Annotated in this window: 22 protein-coding genes; 7 read left to right on the plus strand and 15 right to left on the minus strand. The window is 66.4% G+C overall.

The annotated features are described in order from the left end of the window. Positions 1–78: 78 nt before the first annotated feature. The 15 genes from rseP to FHY18_RS08745 all read right to left on the minus strand — a co-directional run bounded on the left by rseP (position 79) and on the right by FHY18_RS08745 (position 15,678). Positions 79–1,425: an RIP metalloprotease RseP gene (rseP, locus tag FHY18_RS08675; protein ID WP_259153490.1), complete on the minus strand. Its 1,347-nt coding sequence runs from the start codon at positions 1,423–1,425 to the stop codon at positions 79–81. A gap of 26 nt (positions 1,426–1,451) precedes the next feature. Continuing rightward, positions 1,452–2,642 (minus strand): 1-deoxy-D-xylulose-5-phosphate reductoisomerase, encoded by a 1,191-nt coding sequence (locus FHY18_RS08680; protein ID WP_259153491.1) that lies wholly within the window; start codon positions 2,640–2,642, stop codon positions 1,452–1,454. Between the two features lie 2 nt (positions 2,643–2,644). Beyond that, positions 2,645–3,472 carry a phosphatidate cytidylyltransferase gene (locus FHY18_RS08685; protein WP_259153492.1) on the minus strand — a complete coding sequence of 276 codons (828 nt, stop codon included), beginning with the start codon at positions 3,470–3,472 and terminating at the stop codon, positions 2,645–2,647. After that, a complete protein-coding gene (uppS, locus tag FHY18_RS08690; RefSeq protein WP_259153493.1) occupies positions 3,469–4,230 on the minus strand; it encodes a polyprenyl diphosphate synthase in 762 nt (253 codons plus the stop codon). The genes FHY18_RS08685 and uppS overlap by 4 nt, the downstream gene beginning before the upstream one ends. A gap of 17 nt (positions 4,231–4,247) precedes the next feature. Continuing rightward, positions 4,248–4,805, minus strand: coding sequence for a ribosome recycling factor (gene frr / locus FHY18_RS08695; RefSeq protein WP_046963036.1), 558 nt, complete (start codon positions 4,803–4,805; stop codon positions 4,248–4,250). Between the two features lie 195 nt (positions 4,806–5,000). After that, complete coding sequence (gene pyrH, locus FHY18_RS08700) at positions 5,001–5,723, minus strand: UMP kinase (RefSeq protein WP_046963035.1); 723 nt, start codon at positions 5,721–5,723, stop codon at positions 5,001–5,003. 106 nt (positions 5,724–5,829) lie between these two features. Continuing rightward, positions 5,830–7,353 (minus strand): GGDEF domain-containing protein, encoded by a 1,524-nt coding sequence (locus FHY18_RS08705; protein WP_259153494.1) that lies wholly within the window; start codon positions 7,351–7,353, stop codon positions 5,830–5,832. A gap of 281 nt (positions 7,354–7,634) precedes the next feature. Then, positions 7,635–8,513, minus strand: a complete 879-nt coding sequence (gene tsf, locus FHY18_RS08710) for a translation elongation factor Ts (protein WP_046963033.1) — start codon at positions 8,511–8,513, stop codon at positions 7,635–7,637. Between the two features lie 170 nt (positions 8,514–8,683). Next, a complete protein-coding gene (gene rpsB, locus FHY18_RS08715; protein WP_046963032.1) occupies positions 8,684–9,496 on the minus strand; it encodes a 30S ribosomal protein S2 in 813 nt (270 codons plus the stop codon). A 361-nt stretch (positions 9,497–9,857) separates the two neighbouring features. Beyond that, the gene (locus tag FHY18_RS08720) at positions 9,858–10,565 is read right to left on the minus strand and encodes a fimbria/pilus periplasmic chaperone (protein WP_259153495.1); all 708 of its coding nucleotides are present in this window, start codon (positions 10,563–10,565) and stop codon (positions 9,858–9,860) included. Positions 10,566–10,567: 2 nt separating this feature from the next. Then, positions 10,568–10,900, minus strand: a complete 333-nt coding sequence (locus tag FHY18_RS08725; protein ID WP_259153496.1) for a hypothetical protein — start codon at positions 10,898–10,900, stop codon at positions 10,568–10,570. A 48-nt stretch (positions 10,901–10,948) separates the two neighbouring features. Further along, positions 10,949–11,983 (minus strand): spore coat U domain-containing protein, encoded by a 1,035-nt coding sequence (locus FHY18_RS08730; RefSeq protein ID WP_259153497.1) that lies wholly within the window; start codon positions 11,981–11,983, stop codon positions 10,949–10,951. After that, on the minus strand, positions 11,980–14,331 hold the full coding sequence (locus FHY18_RS08735; RefSeq protein WP_259153498.1) for a fimbria/pilus outer membrane usher protein: 2,352 nt from the start codon (positions 14,329–14,331) through the stop codon (positions 11,980–11,982). The genes FHY18_RS08730 and FHY18_RS08735 overlap by 4 nt, the downstream gene beginning before the upstream one ends. Before the next feature lie 16 nt (positions 14,332–14,347). Further along, positions 14,348–15,118 carry a molecular chaperone gene (locus FHY18_RS08740; protein WP_259153499.1) on the minus strand — a complete coding sequence of 257 codons (771 nt, stop codon included), beginning with the start codon at positions 15,116–15,118 and terminating at the stop codon, positions 14,348–14,350. An 8-nt stretch (positions 15,119–15,126) separates the two neighbouring features. Beyond that, positions 15,127–15,678: a spore coat U domain-containing protein gene (locus tag FHY18_RS08745; protein ID WP_024940365.1), complete on the minus strand. Its 552-nt coding sequence runs from the start codon at positions 15,676–15,678 to the stop codon at positions 15,127–15,129. Positions 15,679–15,969: 291 nt separating this feature from the next. Here FHY18_RS08745 and map point away from each other — a divergent pair, with 291 nt between their 5' ends. The 7 genes from map to asnB all read left to right on the plus strand — a co-directional run bounded on the left by map (position 15,970) and on the right by asnB (position 24,591). Further along, positions 15,970–16,746, plus strand: coding sequence for a type I methionyl aminopeptidase (map, locus tag FHY18_RS08750; protein WP_039410342.1), 777 nt, complete (start codon positions 15,970–15,972; stop codon positions 16,744–16,746). Further along, a complete protein-coding gene (locus FHY18_RS08755) occupies positions 16,743–19,352 on the plus strand; it encodes a [protein-PII] uridylyltransferase (protein WP_259153500.1) in 2,610 nt (869 codons plus the stop codon). Before map ends, FHY18_RS08755 begins: the two co-directional genes overlap by 4 nt. Positions 19,353–19,369: 17 nt before the next feature. Then, the gene (gene dapD, locus FHY18_RS08760) at positions 19,370–20,536 is read left to right on the plus strand and encodes a 2,3,4,5-tetrahydropyridine-2,6-dicarboxylate N-succinyltransferase (protein ID WP_259153502.1); all 1,167 of its coding nucleotides are present in this window, start codon (positions 19,370–19,372) and stop codon (positions 20,534–20,536) included. Beyond that, the gene (locus FHY18_RS08765; RefSeq protein WP_259153504.1) at positions 20,533–21,006 is read left to right on the plus strand and encodes a hypothetical protein; all 474 of its coding nucleotides are present in this window, start codon (positions 20,533–20,535) and stop codon (positions 21,004–21,006) included. Before dapD ends, FHY18_RS08765 begins: the two co-directional genes overlap by 4 nt. After that, positions 21,003–21,359: an arsenate reductase gene (locus tag FHY18_RS08770; protein WP_259153506.1), complete on the plus strand. Its 357-nt coding sequence runs from the start codon at positions 21,003–21,005 to the stop codon at positions 21,357–21,359. The genes FHY18_RS08765 and FHY18_RS08770 overlap by 4 nt, the downstream gene beginning before the upstream one ends. Positions 21,360–21,470: 111 nt before the next feature. Continuing rightward, a complete protein-coding gene (dapE, locus tag FHY18_RS08775; protein ID WP_259153507.1) occupies positions 21,471–22,601 on the plus strand; it encodes a succinyl-diaminopimelate desuccinylase in 1,131 nt (376 codons plus the stop codon). Between the two features lie 295 nt (positions 22,602–22,896). Next, a complete protein-coding gene (gene asnB, locus FHY18_RS08780; RefSeq protein WP_259153508.1) occupies positions 22,897–24,591 on the plus strand; it encodes an asparagine synthase B in 1,695 nt (564 codons plus the stop codon). Positions 24,592–24,602: the final 11 nt, after the last annotated feature.

Below are 24,602 nucleotides of genomic sequence, written 5' to 3' on the forward strand. Positions count from 1 at the left end.
ATCCGGTTGGAGTCGATTTCGGGTGTTGCTGGGTGCCGGCGTATGACGACGACAACAGGCGGAAAGAGTGGAGCAGTTTCATCGTGGAACCAGGCCGAGGATGTCGTTGTAGAACGCCAGTCCCATCAACCCGGCCAGGACCGCCAGGCCGACATATTGCCCGGCAATCATGGCCCGTTCGCTGATCGGGCTGCCCTTGACCAACTCGATAAGGTAATACAGCAGATGCCCACCGTCCAAGATCGGGATCGGCATCAGGTTGATGATCGCCAGGCTGAGCGACAGCAACCCCAGGAAATACAGGAACCAGTCGAGCCCGCGTTCGGCCGAGGCATTGGCGGCGCGCGCAATCGTGACCGGGCCGGAAATGTTCTTGACCGAGGCCTGGCCGGTCAGCATGCGCTTCATCATGCCCAGCGAATCGGCGGTCATCTTGCCGGTTTCGCGGATGGCCGCGGGCACCGCCGCGAAGATGCCGTACTGCTGTCGGCTGTCGTATTGCGGCGCCGGTGCGGCGGCGGGGCGGACACCGATCATCCACTGGCCCTGCGGCGATTTGCGCGGTGCGATTTCCAGCGCCAGGCGGTCTTCGCCGCGTGCCACTTCGATCATGCCCGGCCCGCCGTGTGCGCCGAGAGCCTGCACTTGCGGAATGATGTCGTCGGCCGAGCGGATCGGCTGGCCATCGATGGCCACGATGCGATCGCCCGGCTTGAGCAGGCCGTCGGCCACCGAACCGGGCACCACCTCGGCGATCACCGGCGGCTGCAACATGAACTGCCAGCCGATGCCGGCCAGCGATGCCACGCGGCGCTCGTCGAAACCGACCGGCAGCTGCGAAAGACGCAAGGTGTGTTCGCTGTGGCCTCCACTTTCGGCGGCGGTGAGTACCCGGATGTCGCGCTTGTCCATGGCCGCGGTGGTGAGCTGCATGCTGGCATCGCTCCAGCTGCTCACGCTGCGTCCGTCGATGCGCACGATGCGCTCGCCCGGTGTCAGCCCGGCTTCGGCGGCCAGGCCATCGGCGCGGCCGACGGTGGCCGAGTAATCCTGCTTGCCGACCACGAACATCGCCCACAGCATCGCCATGCACAGCAACAGGTTGGCGATCGGGCCTGCCGCGACGATGGCGATACGTTGCCACACCGTCTTGCGATTGAACGCCTGGTCCTGTTCGGCCGGATGCACGTCGCCTTCGCGCTCGTCGAGCATCTTGACGTAACCGCCCAGCGGGATCGCGGCCACCACGAACTCGGTGCCATGGCGGTCGCGCCGCATCCACAACGGCTTGCCGAAGCCCACCGAAAAACGCAGCACCTTGACGCCGCAGCGGCGCGCGACCCAGAAGTGTCCGAATTCGTGGAACGTCACCAACAGACCCAGGCTGACGATCATCCACCAGACCGAACCGATGAAATCACCCATGGATGCAACTCGGCTGCGTGGATCGATCAGGCATGAAGGGCGTGGTTGGCGAGGGCGCGTTCGGTGGTTTGCCGGGCTTGCGCATCGGCAAAAAGCAGGGTGTCGAGGGAGTCGGCATTGTGCCGTGGGAGCGTTGTCAGCGTGTGTTCGACCAACGCAGGGATCGCTAGGAAACCTATTTGGCCCTGAAGAAACGCTGAAACAGCCACTTCGTTGGCCGCGTTCAGGATCGCCGGCGCGGTCCCGCCGGCGCGCAAGGCCTCCCAGGCCAGGCGCAGGCAGGGGAATGCGGCGGTATCGGGCGCCTCGAAATCCAGCCGGCCCTGCTGCAGCAGATCCAGGCCCGCCACGCCCGAGTCGACCCGTTCCGGCCAGGCCAGGCCCACCGCCAGGGTGGTGCGCATGTCCGGCAGGCCGAGCTGGGCCAGGGTGGAGCCGTCGACGAATTCCACCAGCGAATGCACCAGGCTTTGCGGATGCACCAGCACGTCGATCTGCTCGCCGGGCAGGCCGAACAGATGGTGCGCCTCGATGACTTCCAGGCCCTTGTTCATCAAGGTGGCCGAGTCCACCGAGATCTTCGGGCCCATCGACCACTTCGGGTGCGCAACCGCCTGCGCCGGCGTCACTGCCGACAGCGCGTTGCGATCCCAGCCACGGAACGGGCCGCCGGACGCGGTCAGGATCACCCGACGTACGCCGCGGCTCGCATCGCAGGAGCGCAGGCACTGGAAGATCGCGCTGTGTTCGCTGTCGATCGGAATGATCTGCGCGCCCGCCGCAGCCGCGGTGCGGGTCAGCAGCTCGCCGGCCAGGACCAAGGATTCCTTGTTGGCCAGCAGCAGGCGCTTGCCGGCGCGGGCGGCGGCAAGCGTGGAGGGCAAGCCAGCCGCTCCCACAATCGCGGCCACCACGGTGTCGCAGGCATCGCTGCCGGCCAGCGCGTCCAGCGCCGCCGTCCCGGCATGCGCCTGGGTGGCCAGACCGGCCGCATGCAGCCCGTCACGCAAAGCCGGGTACAGGGTCGGGTCGGCAATCACTGCATGCGCGGGGCGATGCGTGGCGCACAGCGCCAGCAGCGCATCCACCTGGCTGCCCGCAGACAGCACGCTGGCGCGCAGCCGCTGCGGATGGCGGGCGATCACGTCCAATGCCGACGTGCCGATCGAGCCGGTCGCGCCGAATACGGCGACCTGGCGGGGAGAAGAGCCAGCCATGCTTAGAATCCGAGAATTTCCTTGCCGAGTGCGAACACCGGCAGGGCGGCGAGTACGCCATCGATGCGATCCAGCACGCCGCCGTGTCCGGGAATGACCGTGCCCGAGTCCTTGGCGCCGGCATGGCGCTTGAGCAGGCTCTCGAACAGGTCGCCCAGCACCGACGCCAGCACCGCCACCGCCGCGACCAGGACCAGCTGCGGCACATGCGCCAGGGTCAGTCCGGCCAGCCAGCCGAAGGCGCAGGCCACCGCGATACCGGCGACCATCCCGCCGAGCAGGCCTTCGATGGTCTTGTTCGGGCTGATGCGCGGCGCCAGCTTGTGCTTGCCGAACGCGCGCCCGGCGAAATACGCCCCCGAGTCGGCCGCCCAGACCATGGTCAGCGCGGTCAGCAGCCACAGGTTGCCCCTGTCCGGGTTGGCGTGCAGCAGCACCAGCGCGGCCCAGGCCGGAAGCACTGCCAGCGTACCGGCAGCGAGCTTGAGCGCGCGCGCCTGGCCGTTGCCATGATCGGCGCCAAAGGTGAAAAAGCGCAGCCACAGCAGCGCCAGCAGCCACCAGACCACGCCCACCAGGGCGGCGATCTGGAACAGCACCATGGAGCCGGCCGACGCCCACACCATCAGCACCATCAGCAGCAGATTGAGCATCAGCAGCACGGTGCGCGGCAGGCTGTCGTCGATGCCGGAGAGCTTGAGCCACTCCCACAGACCGGTCAGGAACAGGATCGCCGCCAGCGCCGCCAGCCATTGCGTGGGCAGCAGCACGATCGCGCAGATGGCGAGCGGCGCCATGATCAGCGCGGCAATCACGCGGGTCTTGGTCATGCGGAGGAGCTCTCCGTCGCCTTGTCGGCGATCTGGGCACTGGTCAGGCCGAAGCGGCGTTCGCGCCCGGCATAGTCGTCCAGCGCCTGCTGCAGCACGCCGGCATCGAACTCCGGCCACAGGGTTTCGGTGAACCACAGCTCGGTATAGGCCAGCTGCCACAACAGGAAATTGCTGATACGGGTATCGCCACCGGTACGGATGAACAGGTCCGGCGCCGGCAGGTCCGACAGGGCGACCCGGCTGGACAGCAGTGCCTCGTCGATCTGGTGCGGTTGCAGGCGTCCGGCCGCCACCTCTTCTGCCAGCGCACGCGCGGCCAGCGCGATGTCCTGGCGGCCGCCGTAACTGGCCGCGATGCTGAGCACTAGGCGTGCGTTGCCGGCGGTAACGCGCTCGGCAGCGGCCATGCGTTCGCGCAGCGGTGCGGCGAAGCGGCTGCGCTCGCCGATGAAGCGCACTTGCACGCCTCGCCGCTGCAGTTCTTCGACCTCGCGGTCCAGCGCATGCAGGAACAGTTTCATCAGCGCATCGACTTCCTCCTGCGGGCGGCCCCAGTTTTCACTGGAAAACGCGAACAGGGTGAGTGCCGAGACGCCTTTTTCCAGGCAGAAATCGATGGTGCGATTGACCGCACGCGCACCGGCGCGATGGCCGATCATGCGCGGACGTCGCCGACGCTGCGCCCAACGCCCGTTGCCATCCATGATGATGGCAATGTGGCGCGGTATCGCGTCGGTAGAAGGGGCTGGATGCATGGCAGGAGATGCCACGATCAGACCGTCATCAATTCCTGTTCCTTGCCCTTGACGACCTCATCCACATCCTTGATGGCCTTGTCGGTCAACTTCTGGATGTCGTCTTCGGCGCTGCGGGCTTCGTCTTCGGTGACCTTCTTGTCCTTCAGCAGATCCTTGACCTGCTGATTGGCATCGCGGCGGATGTTGCGGATGGCCACCTTGCTGTCTTCGCCTTCGCCATGCACGGACTTGCTGAGCTCCTTGCGGCGCTCCTCGGTCAGCGGCGGCAGGTTCAGACGGATCACCGTGCCCACCACGGTCGGGGTCAGGCCCAGATCCGAGGCATACAGGGCTTTTTCCACATCCTTGATCATGCCCTTGTCGAACAGGCTGATCACCAGCGAGCGGCCTTCGGAGACGCTGATGCTGGCAACCTGGTTGAGGGGGGTGTCGGTGCCGTAGGCCTTGACCTTGATGCCGTCCAGCAGCGCCGGCGAAGCGCGGCCGGTACGCACGGTGGTCAGGGAATGGCGCAGAGCATCGATGCTCTTGGTCATGCGCGTGAGCGCGTCTTGTTTGATCTGGTTGAGCATCGCCGGAATCCGTGTGGAGCTGAATCCGGGGATTATAGCCGGGACTGGGGTTTCACGACTCGCCGGCCTGCATGGGCCGGCGCAGCCGGTTCACTTGCCGGCACTTCACGCCCGGCGCCGCCATCGTGAGCTATCAGCGCAGCCCGGGCGCCGCGCCTTTGCGACTCCCCAATCCCGATTCCCGAATCCCTAAACTCAGCTCCGGCCCTGCACCAGGGTGCCGATCTGCTCGCCACGCAGGATGCGCAGCAGCACGCCGGGCTCGCTCATGCCGAAGATGCGCAGCGGCAGGTCGCTGTCGCGCGCCAGTGCAAAAGCGGCGGTGTCCATCACTTCCAGGCCCTGCATGATGACTTCGTCGTAGGTCAGGCTGTCGTAGCGCACCGCGTCGGTGTGCTTCTTCGGGTCCTTGTCGTACACGCCGTCGACCTTGGTTGCCTTGAGCAACAGATCGGCACCGATTTCGATCGCGCGCAGCGCCGCGCCCGAGTCGGTGGTGAAGAACGGGTTGCCGGTACCGGCGGCGAAGATCGCGATGCGGCCCTTTTCCAGGTGGCGCATGGCGCGGCGACGGATGAAATCCTCGCAGACGTCGTTGATCTTGATCGCGCTCATCACGCGCACCTTGGCGCCGAGCTTTTCCAGGGCGTCCTGCATGGCCAGCGCATTGATCACGGTGGCCAGCATGCCCATGTGGTCGCCGGTGACGCGGTCCATGCCGCTGGCAGCCAGGCCGGCGCCGCGGAAGATGTTGCCGCCGCCGATCACCAGCGCGACCTGCGCGCCGGCCTGCTGGGCTTCGATCACTTCATGGGCAAGGCGGTTGATGACCTTGGGGTCGATGCCGTAATCCCCGTCCCCCATCAGCGCCTCCCCGGAAAGTTTGAGAAGAATGCGGCGATAGGAAAGTTCGGACATGGGGGAGACCTCGGGGGTGGGGGACGGCAAACGCCGGCAATTCTAGCGGAAGCCTGCCACCGGGCGTGGTAAAAATTCCTTTGTCGGCATCCAAGTGACGGCGTGCTCAGTGTGCCCGCAGGTTCGGCGGCGTCGAGACATCGGTCGCATCGTAGGCGGTGACGCGGTTGCGGCCGCGATGCTTGGAGCGGTACAGCGTGCTGTCGGCCGCCTGCAACAGATGCTCGATGCTTTCGAACTGGCGCTCGATGCCGCCATGCGTGGCCAGGCCGGCGGAGAAGGTGATGTGCAGCGGGCCGCCCTGCAACTGCGCCATCGGCGTGCGCGCGGTCTCGGCAAGGATGCGCTCGATCACCATCAATGCCGCATCGGCAGGGGTGTTGGGCAGGATCACCAGGAATTCTTCGCCGCCATAGCGCGCCACCAGGTCGCTGGTACGCACCATGCGTTGCAGCGTCTGCGCGAAGTTGCGCAACACCTCGTCGCCGACCAGATGGCCGTGCGCGTCGTTGACGCGCTTGAAGTCGTCCAGATCGATGAAGGCGATCGACAGCGGCCAGCTCTGTCGCGATGCCAGTTCGAATTCATGCGCCAAGGCGGTGCCGAGCTGATGCCGGTTGAACACGCCAGTCAGCGCATCGCGGCTGGCCTGCTCGGCCAGGTGACGCATGCGGTTTTCCGATTCGTCGGCGTGTCGGCGCGCTTCGGCCACATCCTGCAGTTCGCGCAGGCTGCGCAGCATCGCCAGCTCGCGCGCCTGTTCGAAGATCAGCTGGATGTGCTCGGGTTGCGGCACGCGGATATCGAACAGCGCTTCCAGCTCGGGCAACGATTCGGCGATGCGTTCGATCACTTTTTCGAAGCGTTCGGCATCCAGTTCCAGCACGTCCTGCGCCTGGCGCTGCGCATGCTCGGTCGCGGTGACGGCGCTGGCGGAGAGCCAGATGTCGGCCAGGTGCCCGGACAGCGCCACGCAGGCCATGAAGGGCTCCAGCCCTGCCGGCTCTTCTTCGCTCTGCGCGATCGCATTCTGCAGGTAGTGCGGCAACTGCCACTGGTGCGCAAGCCAGGCGCCGATCTCGGCGTGGGTGGCGCCCAGGTGCTGGCGCTCGGCCTCCAGCAGCGACGCGTTGTCGGGTGCCTGTTCCAGCAGTGGGGCGTACAGCGCGGGTGCGCCTTGCAGCAGCGCCAGCTTGCCGATGTCCTGCAGCAGGCCGGCCAGCATCAATTCTTCGGGTTTGCGAATGCCATAGGCCTGGCCCAGGATGCGGCTTGCCAGGGCGCAGAGGCCGGCGCGACGCCAGATGCGCTCATGCAACGGATGCGCGGCGAAGGTGCTGCGCACGCCGTGCACCATCGAAAATCCCAGCGCCAGGCTGAGGGTCGCATTGAGGCCGAGCATGGTCAGTGCCTGGCCCAGGTTGTCGACGCGGCGGCGACTGGCGTACAGCGGCGAGTTGGCCACGCGCAGCATGCGTGCGCTCAGGGCCATGTCCATGCCGATGACCTTCGCGGTGGTGGTCATGTCCACATCCGGGTCCTGCGCCAGCTCGATGATGCGCAGCGCGACGCCCGGGGGCGAGGGCAGGTTACGGCAGTAGTGCAGGGCGGCCTGGAGATCTGGTTGCATGAGTCATCGCCAACAGTGAACGCAAGCATACAGCTGCGTTCGGTGAGTTTGAGCACGCCACGGCCCGCGTTCGCCGCGCTGGAATGCATGCGCGGCGGGTTCTGAGAGTGTGGTTGGCATCCAGGTTTAGCGGCAACCCCGACGACATCTATAGCGTCGAGGCCGGCTGAAGCCGCGACGGATGCGTGCGCTTCAGTTTGCTGCGCTGGGATGCGGCGCGCAGTGGAAGGCAAAAAAAAAGCCGCGGCATGGCCGCGGCTTTCTTCACGCTGTGGCGAAGATCAGGCCAGGCCGGCCTGCTTCATCACTTCGGCGGCGTAGTCTTCCACCACCTTCTCGATGCCTTCGCCAACGGCCAGGCGCTGGAAGCCGATCACCTCGGCGCCAGCGGCCTTGACGGCCTGCTCGACGGTCTGATCGGTGTTCAGCACGTACGGCTGGCCGTACAGCGTCACTTCGTTGACGATCTTGCTGATCTTGCCGCTGATGATCTTTTCCAGGATTTCGGCCGGCTTGGACTTGTCCTTCTCGGACATCTTGGCCAGTTCGATTTCCTTTTCCTTGGCGACAAACTCGGCCGGAACGTCGGATGCCTTGACGTGCGGCGGGTTCATGGCAGCGATGTGCATCGCAATGCCGCGCGCCAGTTCGATGTCGCCGCCCTTCAGCTCGACCAGCACGCCGATGCGGCCGCCGTGCACATAGGCTGCGACGTTGTTGGCGCTGTCGACACGGACCAGGCGACGCACCTGCAGGTTCTCGCCGACCTTGGCGATGACCGCAGCGCGACGCTCTTCGATGGTTTCGCCGCTGTCCAGCTTGACGCTCTTCAGCGCATCGGCATCGGCCACGTCGGAGCTCAGTGCGGCATTGGCCACGACTTCGGTGAAGGCCAGGAAGTTCTCATCCTTGGCGACGAAGTCGGTCTCGGAATTGACTTCGACCAGCACGGCCTTGCCGCCGGCCTGTGCGGTGGCGATGCGGCCTTCGGCGGCAACGCGGTCAGCCTTCTTGTCGGCCTTGGCCAGGCCCGACTTGCGCAGCCACTCGGCCGCAGCGTCGATGTCGCCAGCGTTTTCGACGAGTGCCTTCTTGCACTCCATCATGCCGGCGCCGGTGCGCTCGCGCAGTTCCTTGACCAGGGAAGCAGTGATTTCCATGGAATTACCTCGTATGGACGAATGCGTACGGCGGAAGTGTTCCGCCAGTGAGGAGACGGTGCAGCGTGCGCGCCGTCCCCGTAAGAATTTTTGGTGGCCTCAGCGACGGGGCGCGATGGACCCGTCGGGGCTGCGGCCGCCCAGCATGGAGCGGCCGCATGGCATGCCGATTACTCGGCAGCCGGTGCCGCAGGTGCGTCGGCCTTCTTGTCGGCCTTCTTGGCCGGAGCGCGACGGCCCTTGCCTTCGTCGCCGGCTTCGGCCGAGAACTCTTCTTCGCGAACCGACGCCGAGTTCGGCGCAGCAGCCTTGCCTTCCAGCACGGCATCGGCGGCGGCACGTGCGTACAGCTGCACGGCGCGGATGGCGTCGTCGTTACCCGGGATGGCGTAGTCGACCAGGGCCGGATCGTAGTTGGTATCGACCACTGCGATCACCGGGATGCCGAGTTTCTTGGCTTCCTTGATGGCGATGTCTTCATGGCCGATGTCGATCACGAAGATCGCGTCGGGCAGGCGGTTCATTTCCTTGATGCCGCCCAGCGAGGCGTCCAGCTTCTCGCGCTCGCGACGCAGGCCCAGCACTTCGTGCTTGACCAGCTTTTCGAAGGTGCCGTCGGTTTCAGCGGCTTCCAGTTCCTTCAGGCGGGCAACCGACTGCTTGACGGTGCGGAAGTTGGTCAGCGTGCCGCCCAGCCAGCGCTGGGTCATGAACGGCATGTTGCAACGCTCGGCTTCTTCCTTGATCGACTCGCGCGCGCTGCGCTTGGTGCCCAGGAACAGCACGGTGCCGCGCTTCTGCGCGATCGAGGACAGGAAGTTCATCGCGTCGTTGAAGAGCGGAACGGTCTTCTCGAGGTTGATGATGTGGATCTTGCCGCGTGCGCCGAAGATGTACGGCGCCATCTTGGGGTTCCAGTAGCGGGTCTGGTGGCCGAAATGGACGCCGGCTTCCAGCATCTGGCGCATGGTGACTTGGGGCATTGAAGTAACTCCGTAAGAGCGGAATCGCCGTGCGCGGCCTGGACTTTGAAGGGTCCGCACATGGATGCGCGGGCTGTTGCGAGGCACTCGCATCAAAACGCACATGATTCCGGGGTTGGGCTTCCCTGTCGCCTCCGTGACGAACCCCTTGTGGGGGCACCCCGGCACGGATGGCGGCGGCAGGTGTGAATTCGTCGATGACGTCCGACGTGGACGGCGCGATGCGTGAAAGACGCAAAACAGCCGGCGGAGTATAGCCGGCTGGGCGGGGCGGTGCAATTGGGTGGGGTGGGATTGGGGATTCGGGATTGGCAAAAGCTGGCGCTTCCTCGATGCGAATCCCCAATCCCCAATCCCGAGCTTACGGCTCGAGTGCCAGCGTAGTCTCGATGTCGCTGTTGATGCGCGCCACGAAGCGGCCATTGCCAACCGGCAGGTCGGCGGGCAGCGGCCAGTGGCGGGTCTGGCCCGGCAGCACGTAACCGGCGAGGTCGTCGCGGATGCGGCGGCGGGTGCCACCGGCATCGATGTAGGCCAGGTCGGCCAGCCTGGCATGGCCTGGCCCGGCGTTGCGGATTTGCAGTGCGCGGCCGCTGCCGTGGCCGGAGAGACTGGCCTGCAGTGCCGGGTGCGGGTCGCCCGGTTGGCTGGGCAGGGCGAATACCGGCGTGGAGTACCGCAACAGTTCGCTATCGCTGCCGGTGGCATGCTGGGTGACCACCAGCCGGTAGCTGTCCTCGGTCTGCACCGGGCCGGGGCCGAGGCGGATCACCCGCAGCAGCTGCCGGCCTTGTGGAGGAATTTCGAAATGCGCCGGGCTGACGGTGGCGGCGGCGGTCGGTTCGAGCAGCTCGCGGTCGCCGTCCTGGCGCCAGCGGTAGAGCTTGGCGTCGGCCCGCCACGGCAGTGCCGCCTGGTTGTACAGCCAGACGGTGGCCTGGTCGTTGTCGGCGGGAATGCGCGCTGTCGTCGGGGCGATCGCGATCTCGGCGCCAGCGGCGCTGCCCGCGATGGACAGGCCGGCCAACGCCAGCGTCAGCAGGCAGCGACAGGGGCGGGGCGCTGCCATGCTCAGAACGCGATCGTGGTCATGCGCGCGCTGCCGGCAGGCGCAGGCCCGGCAAGTGCGCTGGCATCCTGCCCGGTGCTGGTGACGGTCGGGGCTTCGGCGGTGCTGGCTGGCGGGGCGATCGCCATCGGCGTGCCTTTGGAGCAGCTGGCGCGCGGCGGCGCAGTGCGCAGCTCGCAACCGCTCAGCAGCCGCAGTCCGATGTGCAGGGTGAAGTTCTCCGGGCCGCGGGCGGTGGCCGGGCTGGCCGCGGTCGAGGTCGCGGTGCAGACGAGGGCGGCCAGCGTCAGGCGCTTGAGCGAGGTGACCAGCGTCATGAAGGCAATCGTTTGCATTGGAGACGTAACAAATAGCGACGTCCCCGATGCGAACTTTATTAACTGTCAGTAAGTGATGGAGACGGTCACCGTGTCGTTGTAGGCGCCTGCAATGGGCTGCTGCGGTGCCGGCGCGCGGCCGTGGACGGTCACCGTCTGCGCCAGTCCGTTGCCGGTGCCGCTGAGCGTGTCGACGCCGATGCTGGTGCCCCAGCGGTTGCCGCGGCCGGCATCCCGGTACAGCTCATAGGTAATGTAGTTGGCACTGCTGGCATGGCGCATGCGCCGGGTGCTGCCGCTGGCATTGATGCCGTCGCCCAGCCCGATGTTCCAGGCGGTGCGGTTGGTGCACGACAGGCTGATGGTGGAGGTGCGGTCGATGGCGGTATCGATGGTGCCGGCGATGCTGCCGAAATCCAGGTCGGTGGTGACATAGGTATTGCAGCGGGCCGGCACGTTGGCCGAGGCGGTGAACGGAAACGCGTTGCTGGCGGTCTTGGCGCCGCTGCCGCCGGCCGTGCAGCTGCTCGGCGCCGGCGGGATGCCGATGATGCTTTCGTTGTAGGAGTAGCGCAGCACGGTGTCGGCCCCGCCGAAGCTGCTGGTGTGGTTGCCGACCGACAGGATCTGGTTGGCCGGAATCCGCCCGTAGACGGTGATGGTGGTCGTCTGCGAGCCGCCGGTGATCACCGGGACGCCGTAGGACAGGGTCAGCAGGCGCGGCGAAGGCGTCGTGGATCCGGTGGCGCCCCAGACCTGGGTGCGCGTGGCCTCGCTGTAGATCTGGAAGTCCAGGCTGTCGCTGGTGGGGTTGAGCATGCGGCGCGGTGCATACAGCCCGTTGCTGGCGCTGCCCGGGCCAAGGTCCAGGCAAAGACTCACCTGGGCATAACCCAATACGCTGAGCGCGGCGGTCGCGCAGGAGACGTTGAGCGTTGCCACCGCATGGGTGGTGCCGTTGGCCGCCACATTGCCGAATGCCAGCGGCGTGCCCAGGGTGACGCTGCAGGTGGTGTCCGCACGCGCGTCCTGGCCGGGGACAAGCCATAACGTGGCGATCGCCAGCGCAAGCAGCAGGCGCCAGAGCGCGAGCGGGCTCATGGGGCCTTCTGCTCGGGGACGCAGGGCAGCGGGCCGACCCGCGGGATGCCGCCGGGGTTGGCCGGGTAGGTGAACCGCGCGCTGCAGCGGCCAGCGGGCAGCTCGACCAGGATGCGGTTGTCGATCTGCAGGTTGTCCAGATAGGTTTCGCCGTCGTAGCCGACCACCACGCGTTCGGCATCGCCTTCGCGCTGCACCACGCTGCCGACCGGCAACGGCACGCCCTGGGCGTCGTGCAGCACGATCATGGCCGCGCGTACCCGGGTGATGCCGAAGCGCACCGCCACCCCGGACTGCTGGCGCGGTGTCACCGCGGTATCGACGCGGTCCACGCGCAGGTCCGCCGGCAGGCTCAGGGTGTCGATGGACAACTGGTTGCGCTGCCAAGACTGCAGCGGGGTGACCAGCAGCATCCCGCGCGCGTCGGTGACACCGATCAGGCGATTCTCCAGCCGCACCGGAATGCCGGGCTGGCCGTCGGTGGACACCACCGCGAAGGCATCCTGGATGTCGCGTGCGGCAAAGCCGCTGCCGTTCATCCACACCAGGCTGCCGCTGGCGCTGGCATAGCCGAAGTTGTCGCCATCCTGGTTGGCGACGCCGAGGTTGTAGCGGCCGATGCGGTTCAACCACCCCAGTTCTGCCAGGCCGCCGTTGGCGTCGTCGCCGGCACGCCCCTGCAGCCGCCAGCCGACCCCGCCCAGGTCGCCGTCGCCGGGCAGCGGCTGGCTGAGGTCGGCCACGAACCCGGTGCGGTTGCCGTTGCGCTGCATCGATGCGCTGGCCTGGCGCAACTCGCCGAATGTGGTCGACAGCGACAGGTACAGGCTGCGGTCGCTGCGCACATCCAGGTTCTGGTTGCCGGACAGGTTGGCCGCCCAGTTGCGCCCGAAATTGCGCGACCAGAACAGGCTCGCGTAACGCGAGGTGTCGCCTTGCGGGTAGCTCAGTCGCACATAGCTGGTGCCGAGCGAGCCGATCGGATTGACGTTGACGCCGAATGCCACGCGGTCGCTGATGCGCGCCGGCAACGCGCCCTGCAGTGCGCCCAGGTCGCGATAGTCGCCGTGGGTGCGCTGGGTGCCGGCGGTGAGGTTGAAGCGACGGTTGTTCCAGGCATAGCCCAGCACGTACTGGCCACCGCGCAGCGCATCCATACGGCTATGCGCGTAGGCGACGTTGGCCACGCCGCCCACGCCGAGCAGCCACACACCGCCCGCACCGGCATTGACCACGCCGCCGCCGGCCTCGGCATGCGCTTCGATGGTGAAGTCTTCGCGCAGGCCTTTGCGCAGCGTGGCGCTGGCGACCGTGCGCGACGCGTAGGAAAACGAGCGCACGCCGTAGTCCTGGCGCAGATGGCCGATGCCGGCCGACCACTCGGAAATGCCGCGCGCCAGCAGTTGCGGCGTGCCATAGAACGCGAAGTCCAGCCGGCGCACCTGGCCGAACGCGTCGGTCACCACGATCTGCGCCTGTCCGGTGCCGCTGATGCCTGGTTGCGCGGCCAGCTGGAACGGGCCGGCCGGCACCTGGCCGCTGTACTGGCGCAGGCCATCGACGTAGAGCTCCACGGTCGAGGGCACCACCGCCTCGCCCAGGAAGCTGGGCGTGGGGGTCAGCACGCGATACGGCTGCAAGGCGTAGTTGCGGCCGATCTGCACACCGCCCAGGCGGATCGAGCGGCTCCAGTCGACAAAGCCGCTGTAGAAATCGCCGACCGTCAGGCTGGTGGCGCTGTCGGGGAAGTCCATCTGCCAGGCGCTGTCCAGGCGCACCGCCTCGCTGCGCCAGCGCTGGTCCTGCGGGCGGTCGTAGGCCAGGAACACCGCAGTGGTGTCGACCATGCCGCGGCCGATGCCGAAGCCGCGCAATTCGGTCGCCAGCGACACGCTGCTGGCCCCTGCATTGCGCGTGGCATAGAAGTCGTAGTTGAGCAGCATGCCCGGCGAGGCGGTGGCGCTGGGCGGCGCGACCTGTTCGGCCTTCAGCACCGTGGTGGAAAGCGACAGCTGCGCCAGCGGCACCTGCAGCGCCAGCCGTTGCAGCGCGGCGTCGTAGCGCACTTCCACGTCGGGCAGGCGATCCAGGTCGACCAGCTCGCTGGCGGCGCGGTCGGCCAGGATGAAGCCCAGCTTGCGTAGCGTGTCGACCGAGCCGCGCAGGTGGCCGTCCACCAGTTCGAACGGTGCCAGGCCGCGGTCGGCCTGATTGAGGGTGACATCCAGGTACAGCGTCTGCGGCAGGGCCGCCACGTTTTGCGGGGCCTGGTCGGGAAGTGGCGCCACGTCGGCCAGATCGGCGGGCGCGGCATGGGCCAGGCAGGTGGCGGTCGCAAGCAGCGTCATCGCCAGCCGGCCCGCATCACGGCGCTGCTGGCGCGGCCAGCAAGGTGCGTTCGTCCGCCTCACCATTGATCCTTGCGATGATGGTACCGCGGCCGAACTGGGCCAGCGGCGCGCCCAGCGACCAGCGCATGGTCTGGCCGGGCAGGACATAGCCCACCAGCCCGTTCAATGCGGTCTTGGTCGTGCCATCGACCCGATGCTGCAGGTCGGCGACCTGGGCGTGGCCGTCGCCGGTGTTGCTGATCTGGATCTGCGCATTGCCATCGCTGCCGGCAATCACCTGGGTGCTCAAGGTCGGCATGGAGTCGGTCTTGCCCGGTGGCAACAGGAAGATCGGTACCGAATAGCGCAGCACGAACTGCATGCCCTTGCGATCCGCATCGGCGTTGGGCAATTCGTCGACGATGATCCGGTAGCAGGCCTCCTCGCTGGTGGGCGCAGGCCCGGCGCGAATCACCCGGATCAGCTGGCGCTCGCCGGCGGCCAGCGTGCGCATCGGCGGGCTGATCAGCAGTTCCTGGGTCGGGTCGAGCTGATCCTTGCCGTCGCGCTGGGTCCAGCGATACGCGCGGGTCTGCACCTGGACCGGCGCGCTGCCACTGTTGCTCAGCCATAGCCCGTCGGCCGACTGCTGGGCGCTCAGCGTCAGCGAGGTCGGTGCCAGCTGCAGGCTGGCCGCATGCGCCGGCTGCAGCGGCAAGCCGCTGCCAAGCGCCAGCGTCAGGGCCAGTCCGGCGCTGATCAGCCAGGCCGGCGTCCGGTACGACAGGGGGTGGTGCAATGGCATGCGCGCGCTCAATAGACGATCGTGGCGGTGATGGTGTCTTGGTAGGTACCGGTCGCGGGATTGTTGGCCGACGGGTTGGTCACGCGGCCGTAGACCGGATAGACCTGGTTGATGCCGGTGGCGGTGCGGCTCAGCGTATTGGTGCCGGTGGTGCTGCCCCACACCGTGCTGCGGCCCAGATCCTGGTACAGCTGGTAGGCGATGAAGTTGTTGGTGGTGACCAGCGCATCGGTGTTCTTCATGCGGCGGGTGGTGACGTCGTTGGCGGTGCCGGCATTGCTGCCCGCGCTCAATGCGATGTTGTACGGAGTCAGCGCGGTGCACTGTGCGGTCACGCTGCCGTTGGCGTCGGCATTGGCGGTCGAGGTGGACAGCACCGAGCCGAAGTCGACGTCCGTCGCGGAGGCTGCCGTGATCGTGCAGGCCTTGGTGACGGCGATCTTGACATTGAATGTGGTGGTATCTGCTGCACTGGCAACGCCAATGGTCGAGAGCAGGCCGAGGGACAGCAGGACAGGGCGGACAGTACGCATGGACATTTCCTTGACCGGTCTGGTCATTGATGACGCGACAACTCGTCGCCCTGCCTCCAATGCATCAGCTGTGCCAAAGATTACCCTGAATGGTTTGGCTATCTCGCTGTTTATCCTGCGATTCTGCGCGAAATTGCGATGTCTTTCGGATGACTTCGCTCAGGGGTTTCTTGACGCGGATGGCTGTGCGTCACACATGAATACGCGGTACCGTCAGTTTCCTGTTGCCCGGTCCGTTTCGGCGGGCTGGGCGTGCAGGATGAAAAAACGCCTGCGCAGGCCGTTCAGATTCAGCCCGAATCGGCGATAATCGCTGTCATGAGCGTCAATCTGAAAACCAAAGAAGAAATCGAACTGATGCGCATCGCCGGCCGTCTGGCTGCCGAGGTGCTCGACATCGTGGGCCCGCACGTCAAGCCGGGCGTGACCACTGCCGAGCTGGACCGCATCTGCCACGACCACATCGTCAACGTGCAGGGCACCATTCCTGCCAACGTCGGCTATCGCGGCTTTCCCAAGAGCGTGTGCACCTCGGTCAACAACGTGATCTGCCACGGCATTCCGAGCGCGGCCAAGGTCCTGAAGGACGGTGATATCGTCAATATCGATGTCACCGTGATCAAGGACGGCTGGCATGGCGACACCAGCCGCATGTATTACGTCGGCACGCCGTCGGTGATGGCCAAGCGCCTGGTGGACACCACCTATGAAGCGATGTGGCGCGGCATCCGTGCGGTCAAGCCGGGCGCCACGCTGGGCGATGTGGGCCATGCGATCCAGAAGTTCGCCGAAGCCGAGCGCTTCAGCGTGGTGCGCGACTACTGCGGCCACGGTATCGGCAAGGTCTACCACGACGAACCGCAGGTGATGCATTACGGCCGTCCCGGCGAAGGCCTGGTGCTCAAGCCCGGCATGACCTTCACCATCGAACCGATGATCAACGAAGGCACCTATCACCATAAGACCCTGCCCGATGGCTGGACCGTGGTGACCAAGGACCGCAAGTTGTCCGCGCAGTGGGAGCACATGGTCGCGGTGACCGAAGACGGCGTGGATGTGCTGACGCTGTCGGCCAATTCGCCCGCGCCGGTATGACGGACACGCCGGCGGACCGACCCGACCCGGGCGTCGCCGGCGACGCGGAGTGGGCCGCGCAGGCCCGTCCGCTGCTGGTGCATGCCGACATGCGGCTGTGCAAGCGCTTCGATCAGGGCGAGCCGATCGAACGGCTGGTTGCGTTACGCGCACGCGCGGTCGACCAGTTGATGCGCAACGCCTGGACGCGTTGCATTCCGGCCGATAGCGGCCTGTCGTTGCATGCGGTCGGTGGGTACGGCCGCGGCGAGCTGTTTCCGCGCTCGGACGTGGACGTGCTGGTGTTGGGCGACACCGCTGCGCAGCAGCACCATGAGCAGGCGCTGGCCCGCTTGTTTGCGTTGTTGTGGGATGTGGGTCTGCCGATCAGTCATGCGGTGCGCTCGCCGGCGCAGTGCACCGCTGCGGCGATCGATCAGACCGTGCTCACCGCCCTGATCGAGTCGCGCCCATTGGTGGCCGATGGCGAAGCGCGGGCAGCGCTGGCTGCGGCGATCGCGCCGCAATGGGTATGGCCGCCACGCGACTTCTTCCAGGCCAAGCGCGAAGAATTGCTGGCGCGGCATCAGCGGTTCGGCGATACCGCCGATAACCTCGAACCCGATATCAAGGATGGCCCGGGAGGCCTGCGCGATCTGCAGACCCTGGGCTGGATGGCGTTGCGCGCGTTCGGGGTCAAGGATCTGGAAGCCTTGGTCGGGCTGGGCCATGTCGGCTTCGATGAAGCGGCCGCGTTGCGGCGCGAGCGCGAAGAGCTGGCGCGGCTGCGGTTCGGGCTGCATATCGTGGCCAACCGGCCGGAAGAGCGGCTGCGTTTCGATTACCAAAAGACCCTGGCGCAGCGATTGGGCTTTGCCGACGACCCGGAAAGCCTGGGCGTGGAAAAAATGATGCAGCGCTTTTACCGCAGCGCTGCATTGATCCGCCGGATCAGCGACCGGCTGCTGCAGCGCTTCGAAGAACAGTTCGACGGCGAAGCGGTACCAGAGCCGCTGGGCGATGGTTTCAGCCTGCGCCGCGGCTACCTTGCCGCCGATGCCGAGAGCTGGCCGGATGGCGATGTGCTGCAGGTGTTCGCGCTGTTTGCGCAGTGGGCGGCGCATCGCGATGTGCGCGGCCTGCATTCGTTGACCGCGCGCGCGCTGGCCGAGGTGCTGCAGCAACTGCCGGCCTACGACGTGGCCGATGCCGCCACGCGCGACCGCTTCATGGCGCTGCTGCGTGGCCCGCGCGCGGTGGAGACGCTCAATCGCATGGCGCGGCTGGGCGTGCTTGGGCAGTGGATTCCCGCCTTTGCCAGCGTATCCGGACGTATGCAGTTCGATCTGTTCCACGTCTACACGGTGGACCAGCACACGCTGATGGTGCTGCGAAACATCGCGTTGTTCGCCGCCGGCCGCGCCGACGAGCGTTTTTCGATCACCCACGAAGTCTGGCCGCGCCTGCGCAAGCCGGAATTGCTGCTGCTGGCCGGGTTGTTTCACGACATCGCCAAGGGCCGCGGCGGAGACCATTCCGAGCTGGGCGCGGTCGATGCGCGTGCATTCTGTCTTGCGCACCGGTTGAGCGAAGGCGATACCCAACTGGTGACCTGGCTGGTGGAGCAGCACTTGCGCATGTCGGTCACTGCGCAAAAGCAGGACATCTCCGACCCGGAGGTGATCCATCGTTTCGCCACCCTGGTCGGCACGCGCGAGCGGCTGGATTATCTGTATCTGCTGACCTGCGCCGATATCGCCGGCACCAGCCCCAAACTGTGGAACGCGTGGAAGGACCGCCTGCTGGCGGACCTGTATTTCGCGGCGCGGCGCGCGCTGCGCGAGGGCCTGGAACATCCGCCGCCGCGCGAAGAGCGGCTGCGCGAAGCGCGCGAGTCCGCGCGCGCGCTGATGCAGGCGCAAGGGCATGACGATGCCACCATCGACCGCCAGTTCGCCGGCATGCCGGACGAAAACTTCCTGCGCTTCCGTCCCGAGCAGCTCGCCTGGCAGGCCGTCTCGCTGATCGAAGTGCAGATCGGCCAGACCCTGGTCAAGGCGCGGCGTGCGGTGCCGGACAACGACGCGCTGGAACTGTTCGTCTATTCGCCGGACCGCGATGGACTGTTTTCGGCGATCGTGGCCACCCTGGATCGCAAGGGTTACGGCATCCACCGCGCGCGCGTGCTGGATGCACCGCACGATGCGATCTTCGACGTGTTCGAAGTGCTGCCGCAGGAAGGCTATGCCGATGGCGATCCGCAGCGTCTTGCCGCAGCGCTACGGCAGGTGCTGGCCGGCGACCTGCAAAAAGTGCGGCCATCGCGGCGTGCGGTGCCGCGCCAGTTGCGGCATTTCCGCTTCGCGCCGCGCGTGGAGTTCAGCGAAAGCGCCGGCGGCCGCCGCACCCGCATCAGTCTGGTCGCCCCCGATCGCCCCGGCCTGCTGGCCGATGTGGCGTATGTCCTGCGCATGCAACATCTGCGCGTGCACGATGCGCGCATCGCCACCTTTGGCGAGCGTGCGGAAGATCAGTTCCAGATCACCGACGAGCACGATCGCCCGTTGTCCGAATCCGCCCGGCAGGCCCTGCGCGATGCGTTGTGCGCCTGTCTCGACCCCGCCTAGTACGACCGGAGACCCCCATGGCCACCACCAAGAAGACCGTGCGCAAGCCCGGTGCCACCACCGCCAGCGCCGCACCCAAGCGCGCAGCCACCTCCACCGCCAAGGCCGCCAAGACGTCCGCAGCAGACACGGCCAAGCCGGTAGCGAGCGTCGGCAAGAAGGGTGCCGTCAAGACGGCTGCGGTCAAGAAAGCCGCGGTAAAGAAGACCGCTGCAAAGACCGCAGCCGGCGCGCCGCGTGTGGCCAGACAGGCGACTGGCGTGGTGTCGGCGCCGACTGCAAGGAAGGCCGCCGCCGCGAAGAAACTGTCCATTGCCGAGCAGGCCGTGCACAGCGCTGCAACCCAGGTGGGCAGCGATGAACTCAGGTTCGGCATCGAAAGCGCCTTCGAGCGTCGCGCCACCTTGACCATGGACGAGATCGACGGGTCTACCCGCGCCATCGTCAATCGCGTCATCGACGGCCTGGAAAGCGGCGAGTTCCGCGTCGCCGAGCCGGACGGGAAGGGCGGCTGGACCGTCAACGAGTGGCTGAAGAAGGCCGTGCTGCTGTATTTCCGTGTCAACGAGATGGCGGTGATCGACGCCCAGCCGGCGCCGTTCTGGGACAAGGTGGAATCGCGCTTTGCCGGCTTCCATGAAGCGCAGTTCCGCAAGGCCGGCGTGCGCGTGGTGCCCGGCGCGGCGGCGCGGCGCGGCACCTATTTCGGCAAGGATGTGGTGCTGATGCCGAGCTTCACCAACATCGGTGCCTATGTCGGCGAAGGCACCATGGTCGATACCTGGGCCACGGTGGGATCGTGCGCGCAGATCGGCAAGCACTGCCATCTGTCCGGCGGTGCCGGCATCGGTGGCGTGCTCGAGCCGCTGCAGGCCAGCCCGACCATCATCGAAGACCACTGCTTTATCGGTGCGCGTTCGGAAGTGGTCGAAGGCGTGGTCATCGGCCACCACAGTGTGATCGGCATGGGCGTGTTCATTTCGCAGAGCACGCGCATCTACAACCGCGCCACCGGCGAGATCTCCTACGGTTATGTGCCGCCGTATAGCGTGGTGGTGTCCGGCCAGCTGCCGTCCAAGGACGGGTCGCATTCGCTGTATTGCGCAGTGATCGTCAAGCAGGTCGATGCCAGGACGCGCAGCAAGACCAGCGTCAACGAACTGTTGCGCGGTTTGGCCGATTGAGTGCCGCACACGCGCCTGCCGGCACGCTGCTGTCGCGTCCGGCCAGTGGCTGGATGCGGTGGGGCATCCCGGCGCTGTGGCTGGGATGGGCTGCGGTCTACGTGATGGGCTCGCTGGTGCGCGACGGCGTCCCGCAGCAGCTGGATGTGCGGCGCTGGCTGGCGCCTGTCGCGCTGGTGGGGCTGGCCGTGCGGCACCTCGTGTCATGCAGGCGGTGGGCGCAGGTGCGCGATGCCGGCGATGCGCTGGAGATCACCCGGCAGGGGCGATCGCAGCGCGTGGACCTTGCGCAATTGCGTGCGGCGGTTCCTGCCTGGCTGCTCCCGCCGACGCGGCTGGCATTGAAATTCCACGGTGAGCGCACTCAGGTGGTGTTCCTGCCCGCACACGGGCTGGACCCCGCCGAGTTGGCCACCACCTTGCTGACGCGTGCGGGCGCGCGCCAGGCAGTTGAAGAGAGCACGACATGACCACGCTATATGGATTGAAGAACTGCGATACCTGCAAGAAAGCCACCAAGTGGCTGGACCGCTTCGGTGTCGCCTATACGTTTGTGGATTACCGCGACAACAAGCCGTCGCCGGAGACGCTGCTGGAGTGGGCCGGCAAGGCCGGAGGATTCGATGCCTTGATCAACAAGTCGTCTACCACCTGGCGGCAGTTGCCCGACAACAAGAAGGCGCCCGGCTCGGAGGCGGAGTGGAAGCTGCTGCTGCGCGAGTATCCGCAACTGATTCGTCGTCCGGTAGTGGTGAGTGACGATGGAGCCCTGACCCAGGGCTTTTCCGATAACGGCTTCAAGCAGCGCTTCGGCATCGGCTGAGTCGCGCAGCTGCATGCAGACTGCGGCGACGCTGCAGGCCTGCGCCTGCTGTTTCGATGGTGCAGGATCAACTCACGCCGCCAGCGGCGGCCTCCACGCAGGTGATGTTCCATGAGCGATGTACTGGATTTGACCCGCGATCTGATTGCACGCGCGTCGGTAACGCCGGTCGACGCCGGATGTCAGGCAATGCTCGCGCAACGTCTGGATGCGGCCGGTTTCCGCTGCGAACACCTGCGCCTGGGCGAGGTCGACAATCTATGGGCCACGCACGGTAGCGGCGCGCCGGTGCTCGTGCTGCTCGGGCATACCGATGTGGTGCCGCCCGGCCCGCGCGAGGCGTGGACCAGCGATTCGTTCGATCCGCAGATCCGCGATGGCGTGCTGTACGGGCGTGGCGCGGCCGACATGAAGGGCAGCGTGGCTGCGTTCGTGGTGACGGCCGAACAGTTCGTCGCTGCGCATCCGCAGCACCCAGGCACGCTCGCGGTGCTGCTGACCAGCGACGAAGAGGGCGATGCCATCGATGGTGTGCGGCACGTGGCACGGCTGTTCGCCGAGCGTGGCCAGCAGATCGATTGGTGCATCACCGGCGAGCCATCCTCCACCGAGCGGCTGGGCGATCTGCTGCGGGTTGGCCGCCGCGGCAGCCTGTCCGGCACGCTGGTCGTCAACGGCGTGCAGGGCCACGTGGCGTATCCGCACAAGGCACGCAACCCGATCCATCTGGCGGCACCGGCGCTGGCCGAACTGATCGCGCGCCGCTGGGACGAGGGCTTCGAAAGTTTCCCGCCCACCAGCCTGCAGATTTCCAATATCCACGCCGGCACCGGCGCCAACAACGTGATTCCCGGCGAGCTGCAGGTGGCCTTCAATCTGCGCTACACCCCGCATTGGGATGCGCCGCGTCTGGAGGCGGAAATCACCGCAGTGCTGGAGCGCCATGCACTGGATTACACATTGCGCTGGCACCGCAGCGGCGAGCCGTTCTACACGCCGGAGGGGCGGCTGCGCAGTGTCGCGCGCGAGGTGCTGGGCCAGTTTGCCGGGGCACCACCGGAGGAGAGCACCGGCGGCGGCACCTCCGATGCGCGCTTCATCGCCCCGCTTGGTGCGCAATGCATCGAGGTCGGCCCGGTCAACGCGTCGATCCACCAGGTCGACGAGCATGTGCGCGTGGCCGACCTGGAGGCGCTGCCATCGCTGTATCGCACGCTTGTCGAGCGCTTGTTGATCGGTTGAGCAGGCGCCGCGCCGCCGTCGTTGCCGCTGAAACAGTTGCGCCAGCGAAAACGAACGGTTAGCGTCGGCTGCATGGTCATCCGCTTCGCCAACGTCAATAACGCCAACCGCAACACGCTGCGCGCGAATAATCGTGCGCGGTCGATGCGGGTCTGCGACTAGGCGAAGTAAAACCAAACGCCCAGGAATCAGAAAACCCGCATCGGCCGATGCGGGTTTTTTTTTGGGCGTCACTTGCATGCAGCATGCTCATCCATCGGCCATCCATCCCCGCAGTTTCATCAGGAGTGTTTCCATGTGTTCCATCTTCGGCATTTTCGGCCTGCAACCCGGCGACGATCTGCAGGCCCTGCGCCGGCAGGCGCTGGAATGTTCGCAGCGGCAGCGGCATCGCGGTCCGGACTGGAGCGGTGTGTATGTCGACACCGGTGCGATCCTGGTGCACGAGCGGCTGGCCATCGTCGATCCGGCTGGCGGCTCGCAGCCATTGCTCTCCGAAGATGGGCAGCTCGCATTGGCGGTGAATGGCGAAATCTATAACCATCGTGAACTCAAGCAGGAACTGGTGCAGCCGTACGCCTTCCAGACCGGCTCCGATTGCGAGGTGATCAACGCGCTGTATCGCGAAGATGCGCCGGCCTCCTATCTCAACCGCCTCAACGGCATCTTCGCGTTCGCACTGTGGGACAAGGCGGCAGGGCGGGTGATCATCGCGCGCGATCCGATCGGCGTGGTGCCGCTGTACTGGGGCCACGATCGCGAAGGCCGGCTACGTGTGGCCTCCGAGCTGAAGTCGCTGGTGGACGATTGCGCCGATGCGGCGCAGTTTCCGCCCGGGCACTGGTACGACAGCGCCACCGGTGCATTGAGCCGTTACTACGAGCGCTCCTGGCGCGAATACGCCGAAGTGGAAGGCGTGCAGGTGCAGTTGCAGGAGTTGCGCGAGGCCTTCGAGCGCGCGGTGCACCGTCAGCTGATGACCGACGTGCCGTATGGCGTGTTGCTGTCCGGCGGGCTGGATTCTTCGCTGGTCGCAGCCGTTGCCGCGCGCTATGCACGGCACCGCATCGAAGAAAACGACACCACCGAAGCGTGGTGGCCGCGCCTGCATTCGTTCGCAATCGGCTTGAAGGGCTCGCCGGACCTGGCCGCCGCCGAGGTGGCCGCCGCGGCGTTGGGGACCGTGCATCATGGGTTCGAGTACAGCTTCGAAGAAGGCCTGGACGCGTTGCCGGAAGTGGTCCGCCATATCGAAACCTACGACGTCACCACCATTCGTGCGTCCACGCCGATGTTTTTGCTGGCGCGGCGGATCAAGGCGATGGGCGTGAAGATGGTGCTGTCGGGCGAAGGCAGCGATGAAATCTTCGGCGGCTATCTGTATTTCCACAAGGCGCCGAATGCGCGCGAGTTCCATGAAGAGCTGGTGCGCAAGCTCGACGCGCTCAACAACTACGATTGCCTGCGCGCCAACAAGTCGATGATGGCCTGGGGCGTGGAGCCGCGCGTGCCGTTCCTGGATCGCGAGTTCCTGGACGTGGCCATGCGCATGGATGCCAGCTTCAAGATGATCGACAAGACCAGCACGGGCGCCACGCGCATGGAAAAGGGCGTGTTGCGCGAAGCCTTCGCCGGCTACCTGCCCGAATCGATCCTGTGGCGGCAGAAGGAGCAGTTCAGCGATGGCGTGGGTTATGGCTGGATTGATGGACTCAAGGCGCATGCCGCCGCGCATGTGAGCGACCGCGAGTTGGCCGCGGCCGACCGGCGTTTCCCGGTCAATCCGCCACAGACCAAGGAAGCGTATTTCTATCGCAGCCTGTTCGAGCAGTTTTTCCCGAGCCAGGCGGCCGCGGAAACCGTGCCCGGCGGCAAGTCGATTGCATGCTCGTCGCCGACCGCGATTGCCTGGGATGCCAGTTTCGCGGCGATGGCCGACCCGTCGGGTCGTGCGATCGCCGGCGTGCACGAACAGGCACTGGCCTCGTAACGCACAGTGCA

This window comes from Xanthomonas sp. 3793 (assembly GCF_024806835.1).
In the GTDB taxonomy this organism is placed as follows: domain Bacteria; phylum Pseudomonadota; class Gammaproteobacteria; order Xanthomonadales; family Xanthomonadaceae; genus Xanthomonas; species Xanthomonas arboricola_F.

What these genes read in the sequence shown, in the direction of transcription:
- FHY18_RS08680 (WP_259153491.1), bottom strand. Translation starts at nt 2,642, where the DNA reads ATGGCTGGCTCTTCTCCCCGCCAGGTCGCCGTATTCGGCGCGACCGGC.
- frr (WP_046963036.1), bottom strand. Translation starts at nt 4,805, where the DNA reads ATGCTCAACCAGATCAAACAAGACGCGCTCACGCGCATGACCAAGAGC.
- map (WP_039410342.1), top strand. Translation starts at nt 15,970, where the DNA reads ATGAGCGTCAATCTGAAAACCAAAGAAGAAATCGAACTGATGCGCATC.
- FHY18_RS08705 (WP_259153494.1), bottom strand. Translation starts at nt 7,353, where the DNA reads ATGCAACCAGATCTCCAGGCCGCCCTGCACTACTGCCGTAACCTGCCC.
- dapE (WP_259153507.1), top strand. Translation starts at nt 21,471, where the DNA reads ATGAGCGATGTACTGGATTTGACCCGCGATCTGATTGCACGCGCGTCG.
- FHY18_RS08740 (WP_259153499.1), bottom strand. Translation starts at nt 15,118, where the DNA reads ATGCCATTGCACCACCCCCTGTCGTACCGGACGCCGGCCTGGCTGATC.
- FHY18_RS08735 (WP_259153498.1), bottom strand. Translation starts at nt 14,331, where the DNA reads ATGACGCTGCTTGCGACCGCCACCTGCCTGGCCCATGCCGCGCCCGCC.
- FHY18_RS08720 (WP_259153495.1), bottom strand. Translation starts at nt 10,565, where the DNA reads ATGGCAGCGCCCCGCCCCTGTCGCTGCCTGCTGACGCTGGCGTTGGCC.
- rseP (WP_259153490.1), bottom strand. Translation starts at nt 1,425, where the DNA reads ATGGGTGATTTCATCGGTTCGGTCTGGTGGATGATCGTCAGCCTGGGT.
- FHY18_RS08755 (WP_259153500.1), top strand. Translation starts at nt 16,743, where the DNA reads ATGACGGACACGCCGGCGGACCGACCCGACCCGGGCGTCGCCGGCGAC.
- uppS (WP_259153493.1), bottom strand. Translation starts at nt 4,230, where the DNA reads ATGCATCCAGCCCCTTCTACCGACGCGATACCGCGCCACATTGCCATC.
- FHY18_RS08745 (WP_024940365.1), bottom strand. Translation starts at nt 15,678, where the DNA reads ATGACCAGACCGGTCAAGGAAATGTCCATGCGTACTGTCCGCCCTGTC.
- pyrH (WP_046963035.1), bottom strand. Translation starts at nt 5,723, where the DNA reads ATGTCCGAACTTTCCTATCGCCGCATTCTTCTCAAACTTTCCGGGGAG.
- rpsB (WP_046963032.1), bottom strand. Translation starts at nt 9,496, where the DNA reads ATGCCCCAAGTCACCATGCGCCAGATGCTGGAAGCCGGCGTCCATTTC.
- FHY18_RS08730 (WP_259153497.1), bottom strand. Translation starts at nt 11,983, where the DNA reads ATGAGCCCGCTCGCGCTCTGGCGCCTGCTGCTTGCGCTGGCGATCGCC.
- FHY18_RS08770 (WP_259153506.1), top strand. Translation starts at nt 21,003, where the DNA reads ATGACCACGCTATATGGATTGAAGAACTGCGATACCTGCAAGAAAGCC.
- tsf (WP_046963033.1), bottom strand. Translation starts at nt 8,513, where the DNA reads ATGGAAATCACTGCTTCCCTGGTCAAGGAACTGCGCGAGCGCACCGGC.
- FHY18_RS08685 (WP_259153492.1), bottom strand. Translation starts at nt 3,472, where the DNA reads ATGACCAAGACCCGCGTGATTGCCGCGCTGATCATGGCGCCGCTCGCC.
- FHY18_RS08725 (WP_259153496.1), bottom strand. Translation starts at nt 10,900, where the DNA reads ATGCAAACGATTGCCTTCATGACGCTGGTCACCTCGCTCAAGCGCCTG.
- dapD (WP_259153502.1), top strand. Translation starts at nt 19,370, where the DNA reads ATGGCCACCACCAAGAAGACCGTGCGCAAGCCCGGTGCCACCACCGCC.
- asnB (WP_259153508.1), top strand. Translation starts at nt 22,897, where the DNA reads ATGTGTTCCATCTTCGGCATTTTCGGCCTGCAACCCGGCGACGATCTG.